The sequence below is a fragment of the Dyella jiangningensis genome (assembly GCF_003264855.1).
In the GTDB taxonomy this organism is placed as follows: Bacteria; Pseudomonadota; Gammaproteobacteria; order Xanthomonadales; family Rhodanobacteraceae; genus Dyella; species Dyella jiangningensis_C.
This window is the reverse complement of the sequence record NZ_NFZS01000003.1, coordinates 53623-71990: the sequence shown is the minus strand read 5'-3', so window position 1 is coordinate 71990 and position 18368 is coordinate 53623. Positions and strand designations below refer to the sequence as shown.

Below are 18368 nucleotides of genomic sequence, written 5' to 3'. Positions count from 1 at the left end.
CGCGAATTCGCCATTTGCTTGCGCATGATCGGGCCGAAGGATTCGCTGTTGCTGCACGGCGGTTCCGGCCTGGCCACTGATCGACAGTCCCTGGAAAGGGCGCATGCAGACTTCGCCTGCCTCGGGTCGGATCGAGGCGGCGACAGACGACGTGAGCTGACGGCGTGGGGGAAAAGGGAGCGAACGTATGCGCAAGATGACCATCAGGTTTCAGGACGTCGGCACCGAGCTTGCCCAGATCAACGCCTTGCGGGACGACGTCATGGAGCGGGCCTTCGTCTCGCTGGAACAGCGTCACGGCACGCTGGCCGCGATGCTGGTGCAGAGCCTGGGCGATCGCCAGCGCGCGGTGCGCTGGATGTGCCGTCACCAGAATGCGTTTGGCGGCCGTACCGCCTACGAACTGATTTCCGGCGGCGAGGAAGACGCCGTGTGGGATGAGATCGCCCTGATGGGAGACGTGCCCGTCGCGGCGAGGCTCAACTCGGTTCGGATGGCTTATTGATCCCCAGCCTGCGGCGCACGCTCAACCCCCGCAGCCTGAAACGACCACACGCTGTTGGCGTCGCCGTGCCGCGCGCGCCGCGCGGACGCACGCGCGAAGGCGGCAAACACCAGGCCGAGCACGATGCCGGTGAGATCCACGCCCAGCACGCTCCAGGCCAGTGGCGTCCACGCGCGAGCCATCTCGGCGGCGTTGACGGCCAGGTCGACCACGGCGACCGCGAGAGTGAGCGCCGCGGTGGCCCATAGCAGTTCCACGGTCGCGCGCGCGACCGGCCGCAGGCACGCGTAGGCGCAGGCGGCAAGGAACAAGCCGTAGCACGCGACACGCTGCGGCAGCCCGGCTTCCACGCCCCATCGCACTGCAATCCACGTGGCAGCGAACGCGCCGGAGATGGCCAGGCAACTGCCGACGCATACACCGATCGTCGCGCGCGCCATCACCTGCGTGCGTCGCGGCTGGTCGAGGTGTCGACGCTTGCGGCGCGACTCGATCCACAGCAGGTTGCCGGAGTAGAACAGGAAGGCGCCGGCCAACCCCAGGATGAAGTACAGCCATTGCACGGTGCGCCCGCCGAAGCTGCCGAAGTGCAGGCCGAACAGCGCGGCATAGCTGATGCCGTTGAGGCTGTAGCGCGTGCCCACGAACGTGGTCTTGACGCTGCCGTCATGGGCCGACAGCGCCACCGTGCCGTAGGTGCCCAAGGTGTGCTGGGAGAGGCCGCGCACCTCGGCGATCGCTTCGCGGTCGCCGTAGTGCACGAAATGCAGGTAGTCGGGCTCGAAGGTGGTGACGCCGCTGGTCAGCGCGTGCGCGCGTGCGCGCTCGATCAGCATCTCGGTCGACAGCATGCTCGCAGGCGTGCCGCTGGCGACCACCACGGGCGTGGTCTGCGTCGCCTTGGCGAACGCGTCGAACAGCTTGCCGTCGAAGGCGATGGTGTTGAGCGCGGCGAGCGTGATGGTGAACAGGCAGAACAGCGCGCCGGTGACCGCGAAGATCACGTGGAACGGCAGGCTGAGCACGCCGATCGCATTGTGTGCGTCTTGCCAGAGCCGCTTTAGGTTGCGGCCCACGCGCATGGCGAAGAGGTCACTGACCAGTTGCGGCAGGTGGATCAGGACGCCCGACACCAGCGCGAGCCCGTAGAGCACGCTGACGATGCCCATCAGGTACAGGCCGACCACGGGCAGGCCGAGCGAGTCGTGCAGGGCATAGACGAAATCGGCCAGTTCATCCCAGGCGGCTTCGTCGGTAGGCGCGTCCATCTGGCTGGCGGTGGCGAAGCGCGTCTCGCCCTTGTCCACCCAGTAGGCATAGGCGGCGTGCGAGCTGTCCGTCGGCAGCACGATGCCGAAATCCTCGCGGGCAGAGGGATGCTTCTGCAGCAGCTTGTCGATCAGCGCATCGACCGGCACGCCTGCGTCGGTCGCGCTCCGCCACGGCGGGTTCTGCCAGGTCGCGATGTCATCGTGGAACACGGTGAGCGCGCCCGCATAGAACGCGATGAACAGAGCGAAGCCGGCCAGGAGCCCGGTCCATGTGTGGACCGTCTGGTACGTGCGGATGGTGGAAGCTTTCATGTCGACGTCCGGGTCAGGAGCCCGCGAGGCGCACGCCCCACAGGGCGAGGAACGCCAGCGCGTTGGCGACGCCGAGCACCAGCCAGGCGCGCGGTCCGCTGCGGAACAGGTAGGCCCCTGCCATGACACCGGTCCACAGCGGGAAGAACAGAATCAGCGCAGGGATGAGAAACGCGGCGCCGCCGTCCGGCAGCAGTCGCAGCGCGAGCGCCAGCAACGCGGCGGCGAGCGGAAAACCCAGCAGGGTGCCGGCGAGGCAGCGGGCGATCATGGTTTATCCGCGCCGTCGCCTGCGGTTCGCCACCAGGCGAGATACGGCAACAGCACCCAGGTCAGCATGATCGCCGTCAGCGCGCTGGCGATGCCGGCGCCCACGCCCGAGGCCAACAGCCAGGCCACGAGGCCACCCAGCATCAGCAGCCAGCCGATGGCGCGGATCGGCTGGGGCAGGGACGTGGCGCGCAGGCGTTGGCGAGTGCTTGCGAGGTAGACCAGCGCCGACCCTGCCAGCGTCAGCAGCAGCGCACAGAGAACAGTCACGCGAGGAGCATCCTTGTCGGGCGCGGTCGCCCGGGAATTGTTGAGAACAATTCTTATTTCCACCGTCGCGCCTGTCAACTGGTCTGCGGCAACCCGGCACGGGAGGGCGTCAGAACTGGTACTGCAGGCGTCCCACCAGTGCCGTGGGGTGCTTGCCGTCGTAGTCGCTGCCCGGTTTGTCCAGGCCAAGCGCGTGCACCACGTTGGCGGACAGGCGAACGGATTTGTCCAGGTACCAGTTGATGCCCACGGTGAGGTTGGTTTCCTTGCCGCCGAATACGTCGTGGTCGTTCAGGTCGGTCTGGCTGAGGCGGACGGCCACTTCCAGGGCGCCGCCGCCGTGTCCGTTCCAGGCGACGCGGGGCGTGACCTGGCCGAAGGTGGCGTTGCTCTCGCGGTACTCGCGGGTTTCGCCGGTGAGCATCCAACTGGCATAGGCGTACCAGCCGGTGAAATTCAACGACGGCAGCCCGCTGTTGCGCTGCAGACGCGCGGCCATGAATTCCGCCTGCCATGAAAACGGCCCGGCGACGTGGGCGGCCTCCAGGCCGTAGCGCCGCACGCGGTCGGAGCCTTCGATGCCGTGGGTATCCAGGAAATAGGAGCCCGAGGACAGCGCGACCTCCGGCGCCGAGTCGAAGCGTTGCTCATTGCTGGGACCGAATTTTCGGTCCGAGTAGTCGATGGCCAGGTGATAGAAACCGTTCGCGGCGCGCAGCGCATACGCAAGCCGGCCGGTCAGCGCCAGGCCGCGTTGCTGGCGCCCTTCGTCCTTGGTGCCGGCAGTGAAAAAGCCGTAGCTCCAGATCCAAGGTCCATGGAAATCACTCGATGTCACGCCCACGCTGCGGCTGGGCGCGATGGCGCTGCTGGTGGAGCGTTCGAGGAAGGTCGTGTTCCTGAAGCTGCCGTATTGCTCCAGGCCAAACGGTTCCTGCTGGTTGCCGATGGTCACGACGCCGAAGCGCCGCGTCTGCTTGCGCAGGTAGACGTCCTTGAATTCCAGATGCCAGTCGACCAGCTGCGCGTCGGCATAGAACAGCCAGTCGCGCCACAGCTGCTTCTGGAAATTGACGTCGGCGCGACGCACGCTCAGATCGGTGTGGCCCAGCCCGTTGGTGGAATAGGCCGCGGCGTCGAGCATCAGGTAACCGTGGATCTGCGTATGGATGAGCGGCGTATCGATGCCGCCCTCGAGTGGGCGAAACAGCGAAAGGCGACGCAGTGCTTCGGCGGCCGGGCGATCTTCGCCGGAGGCCGGTGCTTCCGTTGCGGGGGCGACGGAAGGTTTGCCGGGCTGGCTGGCGCAGGCCGAGAGCGCGCAGCCGATCGTCACCGCAAGCAAGGCCGGCAAGCGCTTCGCCGATATACAGAGCTGCCGATCACCCATGATTCCCGGTCATCTCCCATCCTTGTCGGCCACGACCTGACGCAGTCGCCCGTGCTTGGGCCCGCCATTCATAGTGCCGGGGTCGTGAAGTCGCGGTCTGCACCCATGATGCCTCGCCACGGCAGCGCGGCCCACCGTATCCCTACGGAGGCGCATGGGCGACGGTGCGGGTTAAGATGGCGGTTTGCACTGTCTTGCCAGGAGCGCTCGCGTGATCATCAACCCCAAGGTGCGTGGTTTTATCTGTGTGACGGCCCATCCGGTCGGCTGCGAGCGCAACGTGCTCGAGCAGATCGAGATCACCAAGGCGCAGGGCGACCTGGGTGAAGGTCCCAAGCGCGTGCTGGTGATCGGCGCGTCCACCGGCTACGGCCTGGCCTCGCGCATCACCGCGGCCTTCGGTTACGGCGCGGCCACGCTCGGCGTGTTCTTCGAAAAGCCCAGCAGCGATACCAAGACCGGCACGGCCGGCTGGTACAACTCCGCCGCCTTCGACAAGTTCGCCAAGCAGGCGGGCCTGTACAGCCGTTCGATCAATGGCGATGCGTTCGCCAACGAGACGCGCGAGCGCGCCATCGAGATCATCAAGAACGAGATGGGCGGCAAGATCGACCTGGTCGTCTATTCGCTGGCCTCGCCGGTGCGCAAACTGCCCGATACCGGCGAAGTGGTGCGTTCCTCGCTCAAGACCATCGGCGAGACCTTCACCGCCAACTCGATCGACACCAACCGCGACACCGTGGTGCAGGCCTCGGTGGAACCGGCGACCGAGCAGGAGATCAAGGACACCGTCACCGTGATGGGCGGCGAAGACTGGAAGCTCTGGATCGACGCGCTGAGCAAGGCCGGCGTGCTGGCCGACCATGCCAAGACCATCGCCTACAGCTACATCGGCACGGAAATCACCTGGCCGATGTACTGGCACGGCACGCTTGGCCAGGCCAAGCAGCACCTGGACAACACCGCCAGGCAGCTGGTCGCCGAGCACAAGGCCGAGCATCTGGATGCCTACGTCGGCGTGATGAAGTCGGTGGTGACGCAGGCGAGCGCGGCGATTCCCGTGCTGCCGCTGTACATCGCCATCTCCTTCCGCGTGATGAAGGAAAAGGGCATCCACGAAGGCACCATCGAGCAGATCAACCGCCTGTTCCGCGATCGCATGTATCGCAAAGACCACCAGCCGATCGCGCTCGACGACGAAGGCCGCGTGCGCCTGGACGACTGGGAGCTGCGCGAGGACGTGCAGAGCGAGTGCAAGGCGCTGTGGCCCACCATCACCACGGAAAACCTCAACCAGCTCACCGACTATGCCGGCTACAAGCACGACTTCCTGCGTCTGTTCGGCTTCGGCCGTGAAGACGTCAACTACGAGGAAGACGTCGAGTCCGATCGCCGCTTTGACGTGGTCGAGCTCTGATCGATCGCATGGCACTCCGCGGCGCCGCCGCGGAGTGCGCGCCGGAGGAGCGGGCACGGCCGCCCGTTGCTGGCTAAGCTGGCGGCATGAGTACCGCCATCGTCTGGTTCCGCCGTGACCTTCGCCTCGCCGACCAGCCCGCGCTGAGCGCCGCCTGCGCTGCACACGAGCGCGTATTGCCTGTCTACATCCACGCTCCGCACGAAGAGGGCGCATGGGCGCCCGGCGCGGCGAGCCGCTGCTGGTTGCATCATTCCCTGGTCGACCTGCAATCGCAGCTTCGCGAGCAGGGCGCGTCCTTGCATGTACGCCGTGGCGACAGCCTTGCCGTGCTGCGCGAACTGGTCCATGCGACGGGTGCCACGGCCGTCTATTGGAACCGCCTCTACGAACCCACAGCGATCGCGCGCGACAGCACCGTCAAGGCTGCGTTGCGCGAGCAGGGCGTGGAAGCACGCAGCTTCAACGCATCGCTGTGGTGCGAGCCCTGGCAACGGGAAACCAGGCAGCAGGCACCGTACCGCGTGTTCACGCCGTTCTGGCGGAGCCTTCGTACGCAGTTGTCGGTGACAGCGCCATCGACCAGGCCGTCGATACACGGCCTCGAGGTTGCTGACGGGCTGCCTATCGACGCGCTCGAACTTCTGCCCGCGATCCCCTGGGACAGCGGCTTGCGCGAAGCCTGGCGTCCCGGCGAACGCGGTGCCCGGGAGGCGCTGGAGGTTTTCGAAGACGACGCCGTAACCGACTACGCCACGGCACGCGACCTGCCTGCACGCCATGGCACTTCGCGGCTGTCGCCACACCTGCACTTCGGCGAGATCTCGCCGCGTCAGATTCATCACGCGCTCGCTGCGCGTGTTTCGGCCATCGACGCACGGAGACGTCCGGATATCGAGCCGTTCCTGCGCGAACTGGGTTGGCGCGAGTTCGCGCATCACCTGCTTTATCACTTTCCCGCCACGCCCACGGCGAACTTCGACCGTCGCTTCGACCGCTTCGCCTGGGAAGCCGACGACAACGCATCGCTTGAGCGCTGGCAGCAGGGACGCACGGGCATCCCGCTGGTAGATGCCGGCATGCGCGAGCTATGGCACACCGGCTGGATGCACAACCGCGTGCGCATGGTGGTGGCGAGTTTCCTGTGCAAGAACCTCCGGCAACACTGGCATCACGGTGCACGCTGGTTCTGGGACACCCTGGTCGATGCCGATCTCGCCAACAACACCCTGGGCTGGCAATGGGTCTCCGGCAGCGGTGCGGATGCCGCGCCGTATTTCCGCGTGTTCAATCCGGTTTCGCAGGCGCAGAAATTCGATGCGCAAGGCGAGTACCTGAGGCGATGGTTGCCCGAATTGCGTGACGCATCGCCGCCATTGCTGCATGAGCCGTGGAAGGATGCGGCGCTGCTGAAGCGTTCGGGTTATCCCGCGCCGATGGTTGATCTGGGCGACAGTCGAGCGGCGGCGCTCAGTGCCTATCAATCCATGCGCGGCGCATAGCCTTGCTCCCCTTGTAGGAGCGCACCCAGTGCGCGATCGGACCGCACGAACAGCGAACGAGGCGTGGTGCAAGTCTGCGGTCGCGCACTGGGTGCGCTCCTACAGGAAAGACGGGGCCCATGACATCAACGCAACTCCGGCGCTTCCACTTTCTCGCCGTTCGCACGGGTACGCCGCAACGTCCACGCCAGCACGGGCGGCGTAACCATGGCGGTAAGCAATGACATGGCGACGATGATCGCGTAGATCTGCGGCGTGAACACGCCGGCCGAAAGGCCGAGGCTGGCGATCACCACGCCGACTTCGCCACGCGGCACCATGCCGAAGCCCACCACCGTCGCGCTGCGTGTCCCCAGCGACAGCGAGCCGAGGAAGCCGCCGATCAGCTTGGACACGATGGCGATCAAGGTGACCACCAGCAACATGATGTCCGCCTCCAGGCTCGCCAGCTGGGACAGGTCGATCTTGCTGCCGGTCACCACGAAGAAGAATGGCGTGAGCAAGGCCAGCAGCGGCTGCGTCTGTTTTTCCAGCGCGTGCTGCTGGCGTGTTTCCGAAGCGATCATGCCGGCGAGGAACGCGCCGATGATCGCCGCCAGGCCAAACAGGGTGGAGACATAGGCCAGCCCAAGGCATAGCGCCAGCACGATGGCCAATGCCGAATGCGGGCTGCGTGGCGTGTCCAGCCAGCTGGAATTCCAACGCATCACGCGCGCGCCGCCCACGCCGATCACCGCGATGAAGCCGACCGCGCCCAGCAGTACGGCGAGCAGGTGCATCAGGTCGATGCCTTCGCCGCCCTGGATCGATACCACCACGCCGAGCAGCAGCATGGCGAGGATGTCGTCGATCACCGCCGCACCGAGGATCACCTTGCTTTCGGTACGCTGCAGCGCGCCCAGTTCCTGCAGCACGCGCGCGGTGATGCCTGCCGAAGTGGCGACGAAGGCCGCGGCGATGAACAGCGAACGGCTCCAGTCGAAACCGTTGCCGTGCGCCCACACGCCACCCATGCCGAACGGCACCAGCACGCCGAGCACGCCAACGAGGAAGGCGACCTTGCCGACCTTCTTGAGATCTTCGAGACGCGTCTCCAGGCCTACCGCAAACAACAGCAGCACCACGCCGATCTCCGCCAGCACGTCCAGCGGCGTTCCCGATGCGATCTGCTCCGGCGTGATCCAGCCGAGCACCGACGGTCCCACCACGCAGCCGGCGGCGATTTCGCCGACCACGCCGGGCAATTTCAGGCGTTGTGCGATCTCGCCGCCGATCTGGGCGGCGATGAAGACGATGAAGAGCGTGAGCAGGATGTCACTGGCGTGATGCATGCGATGTCGCGCGGCCCAAGGACGATGCCGTGCATGCTACCTGTTTGCGTCCAGGCGCGCCGCTCAATCGGCCGCACGTGAAGATCGCATGCCGCTGTCGGGCGTCAGTCGACTGAACACCCAGCTGGCCGTGGCCGTCACCACGCCGAGCAGCAACACCGTCCAGCGGAACGCGGGGACGTAATCGTCGTGCGCGTGCCCTTGCAGCAGCGCTTCCATCAGCAGCGAGGCCAGCGCGATGCCGAAGCTCATCGACAGGTACTGCGCGGTCGAGGCCATGGACGACGCCTGCGAAGCGTACTTCACGTCCAGGTCGTTGTAGATCAGCGTGTTCATGGCGGTGTACTGCATGCCCATGAAGCCACCATAGACGAACACCATGAGGGCGATCAGCCACATCGGCGAGCCTTTGCCCAGCAGCGAGAACGACGCCAGCAGCACCGCGACGACCAGCGTGTTGGTGAACAGCAGCCGGCGATAGCCGAACAGGTTGAGCAAGCGGTTGATGCCCCACTTCGCGGTGATCGAGCCCAGCGCCTGCGGCACCATCATCAGGCCCGCCATCAACGGCGACCAGCCGCAACCGACCTGCAGGAACAGCACCAGCAGCAGGAACATGCCCGAGACGCCCAGGCGCGTGAACAGGTTGCCCGCCAGCGATACCCACACGCTGCGCACGCGCAACAGGCTGAGGTCGGCCACCGGATGATCGGTACGCCGGCTGTGCCATACGTAGATGCAGCCGAACACGATCGCGAGCACGCCATAGGCACCGATGCGCGGCCACTGCACGCTTCCGCCGCTCGCCACTTCCGAGGCCGTCAACAGCATGGCCGACGCGGCCGCGAAGAGCAGGAAGCCCATGATGTCGAACTTGTGCGGCTCGTCCAGGCGATAGTCGGGCATGTCTCGCCGGTTCATCCACATGCCGACGATGCCGACCGGCACGTTGATGAGGAAGATCAGTCGCCACGAGGTGTACTGCGCCAACGCACCGCCGAGCAGGGGGCCAAGCACCGAGCCGAGCAGGCCTACGGTGGCTACCGTGCTCATCGACTTCACGAAGTCCCGCTTGTCGATGCTGCGCACGAGCACGTAACGGCCCACCGGCATCAGCGCGGCGCCACCAAGGCCCTGCAGCACGCGGGCGGCGACGAGCTGGGGCAGCGTCTGGGCGATGCCGCACAGCAGCGAGCCCACGGTGAACGTGCCGATGGCGGCCGCAAAGATGAGCCGCGTGCCGAAGCGGTCGCAAAGCCAGGGGCTTGCGGGAATGAAGATCGCCAATGTCAGCACGTAGCTGGTCAGCGCGGTGCGCATGCCCAGTGGCGTTACGTTGAGCGCGTCGGCCATCGCCGGCACGGCCGTGTTGACGATGGTCGAGTCCAGCGCCTGCATGAAGAACGCGGCGGCGACCAGCCAGATCAAGCCACGGTAGCGGTCTGGCGGCGACACGGGCGGCGTGACGGGTAGCGACGCCTCTTCGCCAGGGGGCGGAACGGGGAGGTTGGCCTCCGTGGCAGGAATGTGCTCGGGCATGGACCTTAATGATACCTGCTGTGACAGCTTGCTTTCGGCAGCCGTCGCGTCCAAAGTCAGTGCTGTTTCATCTTAGGGCCCGCGTGTGCGCGTGACGTCAAACGCGGCGCGAATGCGGCGGGCTCTGGCAGGCTTCGACCGCGACAGGTTGAACATCGCCCAGACGCGCCGGGACGGTTTCGTCCCGGCGCGTCGTTTTTTTTCAGGTCATCACGAGCGGACGCCACGGTGTCCGCCGACAGGAGTCATCATGAACAGCAAGCCACCCATCGTCGTTTCACGTCTCGATCTGGAGCGCATCGAAGCATTGCTCGAGCGCATGCCTCACACGCAGCTGGCGCAGTACGACGCGCTGCGCGCGGAGCTGGATCGCGCCGAGGTGGTGGAGCCGTCCCAGGTGCCGGGCGACGTGGTGACCATGAACTCCGTCGTCACCTTCGAAGACGAGAACAGCAGCGACGAGTTGACGGTAAGCCTGGTCTATCCCTCGGGTGCAGGCGCGCCCGGCACGGTTTCCATCCTTGCACCGGTCGGCAGCGCATTGCTCGGCATGGCCGTGGGCCAGCACATCGAATGGCCCATGCCGGACGGTCGCACGCGCCGCCTGCGCGTGCTCGAGATCGAATACCAGCCGGAGTCTGCCGGCGATCTGCACCGCTGATGCGGCGCGCACCCCGGGCACCTCATGCCCGGGGCCGTTTGTCTCAATCGAAATGCCGCGAGTAGCCGAGCTGAAACCCGTTCGGCAGCAGGCTCAACGTCCACGGCGATTCGCGGTGCATCGCCCACAGGCCCATGCCGGTGCCAATGGCCGCTCCCACGAGCACATCGCTTTGCCAATGCCCGTGCGTCTTCACGCGAGCCACGGCGGCATACGTGGGCAGCAACGCAAGGAGATAGGCCGACGGATGCTCGTCGCCATAGGTGGCAATGAACGGCGTCACCGCTGCCGTGATGGCACCCACTTCATTGCTGGGAAAACTGTGCGCTCCCCAGCCCTGGAAGAATTTGTCGGGATCGTTGGTCTGCGAGGGACGCTCGCGCTGGAAGATCCACTTCATGGTCTGCGTGGCGATGGCCGTCGTGACCATCGCATCGGCGGATCGCCAGAACGTATCGCCCAGCTTGTCCTGGTCGCCCAGCCAGAGTGCGCCACCACCGACGGTGAGCACCGTGCCGTAGAAAAGCATGTTCTGGTTGCTTCGCTTCCAGATGCCGCTGTTGTCGTAATGAACAGTGTGATCGATGCCGAAGGGACCACCTCCGGCCTGGGCCGCGCCACTCGCGACGGCCATGGCCAGAGCGGCCAGTCTGAAGATACGCACTCGCTGATTTCCCCTGTCCACGGCGGTCGCCATGGTCGCAAGAAATTGTAGCGAGGGCGTCTTTCCGCGGCCTTAGAGTCGAGTCAGTCGAGGCCGGCGCGGGCCTGGGGAAAGGCCTCAATCGAAGTGACGGCTATAGCCAAGCTGGAAACCGCCGGGCAACAGGGAAATGATCCAGGGGGAATCGCGATGGGTCGCCCAGTAGCCGACGCCGGCGCCGATCGCCGCACCGACGATCACGTCGCTTTGCCAGTGTCCATGGGTCTTCACGCGTGCTACGGCATCGTAGGCGGGAATCAGGGCCAGCAGGTAGACCGAGGGATGGTCGTGTCCGTAAGTGATCATGAGGGGCGTCACCGCCGCCGTAACGGAAGCCACTTCGCCACTGGGGAAACTCTGCGCGTGCCAGCCCTGGAACCACTGGTTCGGGGAATCGGTCTGCGAAGGGCGTTCGCGCTGGAATGTCCACTTCAGCACCTGGGTGCTGGCCGCCGTGACGACCATGGAATCCACCGAGCGCCAGAAGGTATCGCCGAGCTTGTCCTGGTCGCCCAGCCAGATCGCGCCACCAGCGATCGTGATGATGGTGCCGTAGGCGAGGATCTGCTGGTTGCTGCGCTTCCAGATGCCGCTGTCGTCGTAGGGCAACTTGTGGTCGAGGCCGAGAATGCCGCTTCCGGCCCAGGCGGGGCTCCAGGCGAGCGTGAGCAGGCACATCATCCATCGCAGGGCGCGCATGGTTCGCCTCCCGTTGGAACAACGGCTTCGAAATGCCGGTTGGGACACTACTCCGCGCGACTTTCGCTGCGCTTAGCAAATCCGAAACCGGCGCCAGTCCCGGTAAACTCGGGCCCATGAGGACATCCGCATGAGCAAAAGCCCCGCACACGACTGGCGCGATCGCGCCGCCGAACTGCGCGAGAAGATCGAGCGCGCGAATCACCAGTACCACGTGCTGGACGATCCGGAGATCACCGACGCGGAATACGACCAGGCCATCCGCGAGCTGGAAGCGCTGGAAGAAGCGCACCCCGAGCTCGCCACGCCCGACTCTCCCACGCGCCGCGTAGGTGCCCGTGCGCACGGCGGCTTCGCCGAAGTGCGGCACGTGATCCCCATGCTCTCGCTCAGCAATGCGTTCGAGCAGGAGGGCGACAACGATCGCGAGCGCTTTCGCGAAGTGGCCGAGTTCGAGCGCCGCATCGAACAGTCGCTGGATAGGCGCAGTCCGGTGTTCTCCGTCGAGCCCAAGCTCGATGGCCTGGCCATCAGCCTGCGTTACGAGGACGGCGTATTCGTGCAGGGCGCGACGCGCGGCGACGGCGAAACCGGCGAGGACGTGACCGCGAACCTGCGCACCGTACGCGCGATTCCGTTGCGATTGCGCGGCACCGACTGGCCGAGCGTGCTGGAAGTGCGCGGCGAGGTGATCATGCTTCGCAAGGATTTCGAAGCCTTCAACGAACGCGCCCGCACGCACGGTGACAAGCCCCTGGCCAATCCGCGCAATGGCGCCGCCGGTTCGCTGCGCCAGTTGGACCCCGCCATTACCGCCCGGCGCAAGCTCAGCTTCTACGCCTATGCGGTAGGCGACGTGCAGGGTGGCGAACTGCCGCAAACGCATTCCAGGACGCTCGCCAAGCTGCGCGAGTGGGGCTTCCCGGTGTCGCCCGAGGTGGATACGGCCAAGGGCTTTGACGGCTTGATCGCCTACTACCGCCGCATTGGCGAAAAGCGCGATCGCCTGCCGTACGACATCGACGGCGTGGTCTACAAGCTGGACGACTATGAAGGCCAGCGCGCGATGGGGTTCGTGTCGCGCGCACCGCGCTGGGCCATCGCGCACAAGTTCCCCGCGCAGGAACAGACCACCACGGTCGAAGCGATCGAGATCAACATCGGGCGGACCGGGGCCGCCACGCCGCTGGCGCGATTGAAACCGGTGCAGGTGGCTGGTGTCACGGTCAGCAACGCCACCTTGCACAACGCCGACCAGGTGGCGCGCCTGGACGTGCGCGTGGGCGACACGGTGATCGTGCGCCGTGCGGGTGACGTGATTCCTGAAGTCGTGCGCGTGATGCCGGAACTGCGTCCGCCGCACACCAAGCCCTGGCACATGCCGTCGCATTGCCCGGTCTGCGGCTCCGCGTTGCTGCGCGAGGAAGGCGAGGCGGCATGGCGTTGCTCGGGCGGCCTGATCTGCGCCGCGCAGCGCAAGGAGGCCTTGATCCATTTCGCCGCCCGTCGCGCCATGGACATCGAAGGCATCGGCGAGCGCTTCGTCGATGCGCTGGTCGACTTCGGTTACGTGCACACGCCGGCCGATCTCTACAAGCTCACGCTCGACGATTTCCTGGAGATGAAACGCAGGGCGGACGATCGCGACGGCACCACGCCTGAGACGGTGAAGCAGGGCAAGGTCGCCACCAAATGGGCGGAAAACCTGATCGACGCGATCGAGGCCAGCAAGCACGCCACGTTGCCGCGCTTCCTGTTCGGGCTCGGCATCATGCACATCGGCGAAAGCACCGCGAAGACGCTGGTGGCCTGGTTGGGCAGCCTGGCCGTCATCCGCCGCATGCCGGCCGCCGTGCTGCGCGTGTTGCCTGACATCGGCAACGAAGTGGCGATGTCCATCGCCGGTTTCTTCGCGCAGGAAGGCAACCAGAAGGTGGTCGACGATCTGCTGGCGTCGGGCATCCGCTTCTCGGACGAAGGGCATCCGTCGCCGAAGTTGCGCCAGCGGTTGAACCTCGCGGTCTTGCTCGACACCGCTGGCGTCAACAAGCTGGGGCCGAAAAGCACGAAGCTGCTCGCCGAGCATTTCCCCACGATCGACAAGCTGATCGCCGCCGGCCCCGCGCACTGGGTGACCGCCGGCTTGCCGTCCGCCGCGGCGACCAACCTGGAGGCTTTCCTCTCGCACGACAAGAACGTGGCGCCGCTACGCGCCGCCGACATCGCCATGCATGAGCTGCTCGACGCCATTCCGAAGTCGTCCAGTGCCAGCGCCGCACCACTCGAAGGACAGACCGTGGTGCTTACCGGCACGCTGTCGTCGCTCAGTCGCGATGAGGCGAAGGAGCGGCTGGAAGCGCTGGGCGCGAAGGTTGCCGGTTCCGTGTCGAAGAAGACCCAGTTCGTGGTGGCCGGCGAAGCGGCGGGCTCCAAGCTCGACAAGGCGCAGGAACTCGGCGTGGACGTGTGGGACGAGGCGCAGCTGCTGGCCTTGCTGGCGAAGCACGAGGGCGGGGCATGACCTTGCATCTGGCCGGCCGCCTGCATCTGCGCGCGCGCCTGTATGCGCTGGTCCGTGGGTTCTTCGCGGAGCGCAACGTGCTGGAGGTGGAGACGCCGATTCTCTCCGCCGCGGGGAACACCGACCCGAACATCCAGAGTTTCAGCACGTGCTTCACGGGCCATGTCGACGCCGGATCGCGCGAGCGCTGGCTGCGCACCTCGCCGGAATACCCACTCAAGCGCCTGCTGGCCAGCGGCGTCGGCGATTGCTACGAACTGGGCCGGGTGTTTCGCGATGGCGAGGCCGGCGGACGGCACAACCCCGAGTTCACCATGCTGGAGTGGTATCGCGTGGGTTGGGACCACCATCGCCTGATGGAGGAGACCATCGCGCTGGTGGAGGCCGCGCTGGCGATGGTGGGCCGTCGCGCCGAAGTCTGGGTGGAAGGCTATCGCCAGCTTTTCATCGACGAGCTGGGCATCGACCCCGCCCATGCGTCCATCGAGACGCTGCGCGAACCGCTGGCCGAATACGGCATCGATCCCGCAGGCCTGACGCGCGACGACTGGCTGGATCTGCTCATCACGCATCGCCTGCAGCCGACGTTCCCGAGCCACCGCATCACGGTCATCCACGATTATCCGGCGTCGCAATGCGCGCTGGCCAAGGTGCGGCCGGGCGATCCGCCGCTGGCGGAGCGTTTCGAGCTGTACCTGGGACGTTACGAGCTTGCCAACGGGTATCACGAACTCAACGACGCCATGGAGCAGCGGCTTCGTTTCGAGCGCGACAATGCGGTGCGCCGGGAGCGCGGACAGCACGAGATTCCGGTCGATGAACGACTGCTCGGCGTGCTCGACGCGATGCCCGATTGCGCCGGCGTGGCGATGGGCATCGAGCGCCTGCTGATGTGCCTGGTCGGCACCGACGCGATCGCCGACGTGCTTACGTTTCCCTTTGCTGAGGCCTGATCCGATGTCGTTGTTGCCCGCCATCCACCATGTGGCGCTGATTTGTTTCGATTACGCGCGCTCCAAGGCGTTCTACAGCGAGACACTGGGTTTTCGCATCGTCCGCGAGGTGTACCGCGCCGAACGCGATTCCTGGAAGCTCGATCTGGAGGTGAGCCCCGGCGTCAGCCTGGAGCTGTTCTCCTTTCCTTCGCCGCCGTCGCGCCCATCGCGACCGGAAGCGCAGGGACTGCGCCACCTGGCGTTTGCCGTGCCGGACATCGATGCGGTGATCGCGACGCTGACCGCGCGTGGCGTGGCTTGCGAGCCCGTGCGCGTCGACGAATACACGGGCAGGCGCTTCACCTTCTTCGCCGACCCGGACGATCTGCCGATCGAGTTGTACGAGCAGTAAGGACTTGATCGTGTCAGTCGCCGCGAGGGCGTGCGAGCCCGATGAGGATCCCGGCAAGACGCCGGGATCCCGCACCTGTCCGGACTGACCCCTTAGTCACTGGGCGCCGGCTTTGGCCGCAATGACGTCCGGCGAAGGCGACGACCCGGACGAGGCGATCGTTTCCGGACCCAGCAGGTAGCGATAGATCAACCCGCCCACGACGCCGCCGATCAACGGGACCACCCAGAACATCCACAGCTGTCCCATGGCCCAGCTTCCCTGGAACACGGCGACCGCCGTACTGCGCGCCGGGTTGACCGAGGTGTTGGTGATGGGGATCGAAATCAGGTGGATGAGCGTGAGGGTGAGGCCGATCGCCAGCGGTGCGAAGCCCGTCGGCGCCAGCTTGTGCGTGGTGCCGTTGATCACGATCAGGAAGAACGCAGTCAACACGAACTCGGCGACGACGCAGGCCTGCAACGAGTAGTGCCCCGGCGAGTGCTCGCCATAGCCATTGGAGGCGAAGCCGCCCGCGACCGGGTCGAACTCGGGCCTGCCGCTGGCGATCAGGTAGATGGTGCCGCCGGCCACGATGCCGCCGATGACCTGCGCGATCCAATAAGGCACTACGTCCTTGGCCGGGAAACGGCCGCCGGCCCACAGGCCCGCCGTCACCGCCGGGTTGAAATGGGCGCCGGAAATATGCCCCACGGCGTACGCCATGGTGACCACGGTGAGACCGAAGGCGAGCGCCACACCGGCGAAACCGATGCCCAACTCGGGAAAGGCTGCGGCGAACACCGCACTGCCGCAACCGCCAAAGACCAGCCAGAACGTACCGAAGAACTCAGCTCCCAAACGCTTGCCCATGTTCATGGGGACTCTCCTTGCTGTGGGATGCCCTGGTCGATGGCGCGGACGCTGGCCGCGACACGGAGCAGGGCACCCCTTGGTTTCAGGGGAAAGCTCTCGCGCATCCTTGCATGGTTTCCATGCTGCTCCTGACCCGATGTCGCTCCCGGGGGATGCCCGGGCGGCCATAGGCTAACAAAACCCGAGATCGCGATTGGATGAAGGCTGACCGGGTTTCCGGACCTTGCCTTTGTGTATGCTGCCGCGTCGCCTACACATAGAGCCTGGGACTGCCGATGGCGCAAGTCGTTTCGTCCACTTCTTCGATGGCGCCTGCCAGCCGCGCGCTGTCCGGTCGCGATATCCAGACCCTGCTGCTCGCCTCGCTGGGCGGTGCGCTGGAGTTCTACGACTTCGTGGTGTTCGTGTTCTTCGCGCTGCCGCTCAGCCACCTGTTCTTTCCACCCAACACCGCACCCTGGCTGGCCCAGTTGCAGGTGTACGGCATCTTTGCCGCCGGTTACCTCGCGCGCCCGCTGGGCGGCATCGTGATGGCGCACTTCGGCGACCGGCAGGGCCGCAAACGCATGTTCACGCTAAGCGTGTTCCTGATGGCGCTGCCCACCCTGGCGATTGGCCTGCTGCCGGTCTATGCGCAGGTGGGCGTGCTGGCGCCGGTATTGCTGCTGGTGATGCGGGTGGTGCAGGGCGTGGCGATCGGCGGCGAAGTGCCTGGCGCCTGGGTGTTCGTGGCCGAGCACGCGCCGCCCGGCCGCGTGGGTTTTGCCTGCGCCTGCCTCACTTCCGGCCTCACCGCCGGCATCCTGATCGGCTCGCTGACGGCGGCTTGGATCAACCATCATCTCGCGCCGGAACAGGTGCTCGGCTGGGGTTGGCGCCTGCCGTTCCTGTTGGGCGGCGTGTTCGGTTTCATCGCCGTGTGGCTGCGCCGCTGGCTCAGCGAAACACCGGTGTTCGCCGAGCTTCAGGAGCGCAAGGCGCTGAGCCGCGAGCTGCCCCTGCGCACCGTGCTGGCCGGCCACGGCGGCAGCGTGCTGCTGTCGATGGCGGTGACGTGGACGCTCACCGCGGCCATTCTCGTGCTGATCCTGATGCTGCCGAACCTCGCGCAGAAGCCGTTCGGCATCGCGCCGGACGTGGCCTTCCTCGGCAACAGCGTGGCGGCCTTCTGCCTGGGCCTGGGTTGCCTGGCCTACGGCTGGCTCACCGACCGGATCGGCGCCGCCCGCGCGCTGCTGGTGGGCTCGCTGGCCTTGATCGCGGTCACCTATGCGTTGTTCGCCGACCTCGAAGCCGGCGGCGCGCATTTCCTGCCGCTGTATGCGTTGACCGGCTTCCTGGTGGGAAGCGTGGGCGTGGTGCCGACGGTGATGGTGATGGCGTTTCCCGCACCCATCCGCTATTCGGGCATCTCGTTCGCCTACAACGTGGCCTATGCGGCGTTCGGCGCGGTGACGGCGACGCTGATCAGCTATCTCGGCGAACGCGTCGGCCGCATGGCGCCCGCGCACTACGTGGCGATGACGGCGGTGGTCAGCGTACTGGCAGCCCTATGGCTGATGCTGTCCAGGCGCAACGGCGACCAACAGCTCTTGTAGGAGCGCACCCAGTGCGCGAAAAGCGAGCGGAGCGCAGAGGCCCGGAGCTCACGGCCTCGCGTTTGTAGCCGATCGATCGTGGCTGCTCTCTTTCTGTGGGAGCGCACCCTGTGCGGTACAAGCCTACGGAGCGGAAATGCCGAGCTCCGCGGTCGCGCACACCGTGTGCTCCTGCAC

Annotated in this window: 17 protein-coding genes; 8 read left to right on the top strand and 9 right to left on the bottom strand. The window is 66.1% G+C overall.

Annotated features, from left to right (window positions below):
* The first annotated feature begins 196 nt into the window (after nt 1–196).
* Nucleotides 197–505: an antitoxin Xre/MbcA/ParS toxin-binding domain-containing protein gene (locus CA260_RS12125; RefSeq protein WP_238149743.1), complete on the top strand. Its 309-nt coding sequence runs from the start codon at nt 197–199 to the stop codon at nt 503–505.
* Here the strand turns inward: CA260_RS12125 and CA260_RS12120 are convergent.
* From CA260_RS12120 to CA260_RS12105, 4 genes are all read right to left on the bottom strand, one after another.
* Nucleotides 499–2088 (bottom strand): PepSY-associated TM helix domain-containing protein, encoded by a 1590-nt coding sequence (locus CA260_RS12120; RefSeq protein ID WP_111983349.1) that lies wholly within the window; start codon nt 2086–2088, stop codon nt 499–501. The two genes, CA260_RS12125 and CA260_RS12120, sit on opposite strands and share 7 nt — an antisense overlap.
* Before the next feature lie 13 nt (nt 2089–2101).
* The gene (locus tag CA260_RS12115) at nt 2102–2359 is read right to left on the bottom strand and encodes a hypothetical protein (RefSeq protein ID WP_111983348.1); all 258 of its coding nucleotides are present in this window, start codon (nt 2357–2359) and stop codon (nt 2102–2104) included.
* Nucleotides 2356–2628, bottom strand: coding sequence for a hypothetical protein (locus CA260_RS12110; RefSeq protein WP_111983347.1), 273 nt, complete (start codon nt 2626–2628; stop codon nt 2356–2358). Before CA260_RS12110 ends, CA260_RS12115 begins: the two co-directional genes overlap by 4 nt.
* Before the next feature lie 109 nt (nt 2629–2737).
* Nucleotides 2738–3982 carry an OprO/OprP family phosphate-selective porin gene (locus CA260_RS12105; protein ID WP_172461826.1) on the bottom strand — a complete coding sequence of 415 codons (1245 nt, stop codon included), beginning with the start codon at nt 3980–3982 and terminating at the stop codon, nt 2738–2740.
* Nucleotides 3983–4229: 247 nt separating this feature from the next.
* Between CA260_RS12105 and fabV the strand changes: the two genes are divergently transcribed.
* Nucleotides 4230–5435, top strand: coding sequence for an enoyl-ACP reductase FabV (gene fabV, locus CA260_RS12100; protein ID WP_111983345.1), 1206 nt, complete (start codon nt 4230–4232; stop codon nt 5433–5435).
* Nucleotides 5436–5521: 86 nt separating this feature from the next.
* Nucleotides 5522–6937, top strand: a complete 1416-nt coding sequence (locus tag CA260_RS12095; RefSeq protein ID WP_111983344.1) for a cryptochrome/photolyase family protein — start codon at nt 5522–5524, stop codon at nt 6935–6937.
* Nucleotides 6938–7062: 125 nt separating this feature from the next.
* Here the strand turns inward: CA260_RS12095 and CA260_RS12090 are convergent, their stop codons facing one another.
* Nucleotides 7063–8268: a cation:proton antiporter gene (locus tag CA260_RS12090; protein WP_111983343.1), complete on the bottom strand. Its 1206-nt coding sequence runs from the start codon at nt 8266–8268 to the stop codon at nt 7063–7065.
* 63 nt (nt 8269–8331) lie between these two features.
* Nucleotides 8332–9807 carry an MFS transporter gene (locus CA260_RS12085; protein ID WP_111983342.1) on the bottom strand — a complete coding sequence of 492 codons (1476 nt, stop codon included), beginning with the start codon at nt 9805–9807 and terminating at the stop codon, nt 8332–8334.
* Nucleotides 9808–10057: 250 nt separating this feature from the next.
* Between CA260_RS12085 and rnk the strand changes: the two genes are divergently transcribed.
* Complete coding sequence (rnk, locus tag CA260_RS12080) at nt 10058–10468, top strand: nucleoside diphosphate kinase regulator (protein ID WP_111983341.1); 411 nt, start codon at nt 10058–10060, stop codon at nt 10466–10468.
* A gap of 43 nt (nt 10469–10511) precedes the next feature.
* On the opposite strand, the gene CA260_RS12075 is transcribed toward rnk, so the two are convergent.
* Nucleotides 10512–11102: a phosphatase PAP2 family protein gene (locus CA260_RS12075; protein ID WP_425479745.1), complete on the bottom strand. Its 591-nt coding sequence runs from the start codon at nt 11100–11102 to the stop codon at nt 10512–10514.
* Nucleotides 11103–11249: 147 nt separating this feature from the next.
* Nucleotides 11250–11870, bottom strand: a complete 621-nt coding sequence (locus CA260_RS12070) for a phosphatase PAP2 family protein (protein ID WP_111983339.1) — start codon at nt 11868–11870, stop codon at nt 11250–11252.
* Nucleotides 11871–12000: 130 nt separating this feature from the next.
* On the opposite strand from CA260_RS12070, the gene ligA reads away from it, so the two are divergent.
* From ligA to gloA2, 3 genes are read left to right on the top strand one after another with little or no spacing between them, the layout of a single operon-like run.
* Complete coding sequence (ligA, locus tag CA260_RS12065) at nt 12001–14391, top strand: NAD-dependent DNA ligase LigA (RefSeq protein WP_111983338.1); 2391 nt, start codon at nt 12001–12003, stop codon at nt 14389–14391.
* Nucleotides 14388–15344 (top strand): EF-P lysine aminoacylase EpmA, encoded by a 957-nt coding sequence (gene epmA, locus CA260_RS12060; protein ID WP_111983337.1) that lies wholly within the window; start codon nt 14388–14390, stop codon nt 15342–15344. Before ligA ends, epmA begins: the two co-directional genes overlap by 4 nt.
* Before the next feature lie 4 nt (nt 15345–15348).
* The gene (gene gloA2, locus CA260_RS12055; protein ID WP_172461825.1) at nt 15349–15738 is read left to right on the top strand and encodes an SMU1112c/YaeR family gloxylase I-like metalloprotein; all 390 of its coding nucleotides are present in this window, start codon (nt 15349–15351) and stop codon (nt 15736–15738) included.
* A gap of 96 nt (nt 15739–15834) precedes the next feature.
* On the opposite strand, the gene aqpZ is transcribed toward gloA2, so the two are convergent.
* The gene (aqpZ, locus tag CA260_RS12050) at nt 15835–16596 is read right to left on the bottom strand and encodes an aquaporin Z (RefSeq protein WP_272946568.1); all 762 of its coding nucleotides are present in this window, start codon (nt 16594–16596) and stop codon (nt 15835–15837) included.
* 272 nt (nt 16597–16868) lie between these two features.
* Between aqpZ and CA260_RS12045 the strand changes: the two genes are divergently transcribed.
* Nucleotides 16869–18191, top strand: a complete 1323-nt coding sequence (locus CA260_RS12045) for an MFS transporter (RefSeq protein WP_111983336.1) — start codon at nt 16869–16871, stop codon at nt 18189–18191.
* Nucleotides 18192–18368: the final 177 nt, after the last annotated feature.

What these genes read in the sequence shown, in the direction of transcription:
- CA260_RS12125 (WP_238149743.1), top strand. Translation starts at nt 197, where the DNA reads ATGACCATCAGGTTTCAGGACGTCGGCACCGAGCTTGCCCAGATCAAC.
- CA260_RS12120 (WP_111983349.1), bottom strand. Translation starts at nt 2,088, where the DNA reads ATGAAAGCTTCCACCATCCGCACGTACCAGACGGTCCACACATGGACC.
- CA260_RS12115 (WP_111983348.1), bottom strand. Translation starts at nt 2,359, where the DNA reads ATGATCGCCCGCTGCCTCGCCGGCACCCTGCTGGGTTTTCCGCTCGCC.
- CA260_RS12095 (WP_111983344.1), top strand. Translation starts at nt 5,522, where the DNA reads ATGAGTACCGCCATCGTCTGGTTCCGCCGTGACCTTCGCCTCGCCGAC.
- CA260_RS12090 (WP_111983343.1), bottom strand. Translation starts at nt 8,268, where the DNA reads ATGCATCACGCCAGTGACATCCTGCTCACGCTCTTCATCGTCTTCATC.
- CA260_RS12085 (WP_111983342.1), bottom strand. Translation starts at nt 9,807, where the DNA reads ATGCCCGAGCACATTCCTGCCACGGAGGCCAACCTCCCCGTTCCGCCC.
- rnk (WP_111983341.1), top strand. Translation starts at nt 10,058, where the DNA reads ATGAACAGCAAGCCACCCATCGTCGTTTCACGTCTCGATCTGGAGCGC.
- CA260_RS12075 (WP_425479745.1), bottom strand. Translation starts at nt 11,102, where the DNA reads ATGGCCGTCGCGAGTGGCGCGGCCCAGGCCGGAGGTGGTCCCTTCGGC.
- CA260_RS12070 (WP_111983339.1), bottom strand. Translation starts at nt 11,870, where the DNA reads ATGCGCGCCCTGCGATGGATGATGTGCCTGCTCACGCTCGCCTGGAGC.
- ligA (WP_111983338.1), top strand. Translation starts at nt 12,001, where the DNA reads ATGAGCAAAAGCCCCGCACACGACTGGCGCGATCGCGCCGCCGAACTG.
- epmA (WP_111983337.1), top strand. Translation starts at nt 14,388, where the DNA reads ATGACCTTGCATCTGGCCGGCCGCCTGCATCTGCGCGCGCGCCTGTAT.
- gloA2 (WP_172461825.1), top strand. Translation starts at nt 15,349, where the DNA reads ATGTCGTTGTTGCCCGCCATCCACCATGTGGCGCTGATTTGTTTCGAT.
- aqpZ (WP_272946568.1), bottom strand. Translation starts at nt 16,596, where the DNA reads ATGAACATGGGCAAGCGTTTGGGAGCTGAGTTCTTCGGTACGTTCTGG.
- CA260_RS12045 (WP_111983336.1), top strand. Translation starts at nt 16,869, where the DNA reads ATGGCGCAAGTCGTTTCGTCCACTTCTTCGATGGCGCCTGCCAGCCGC.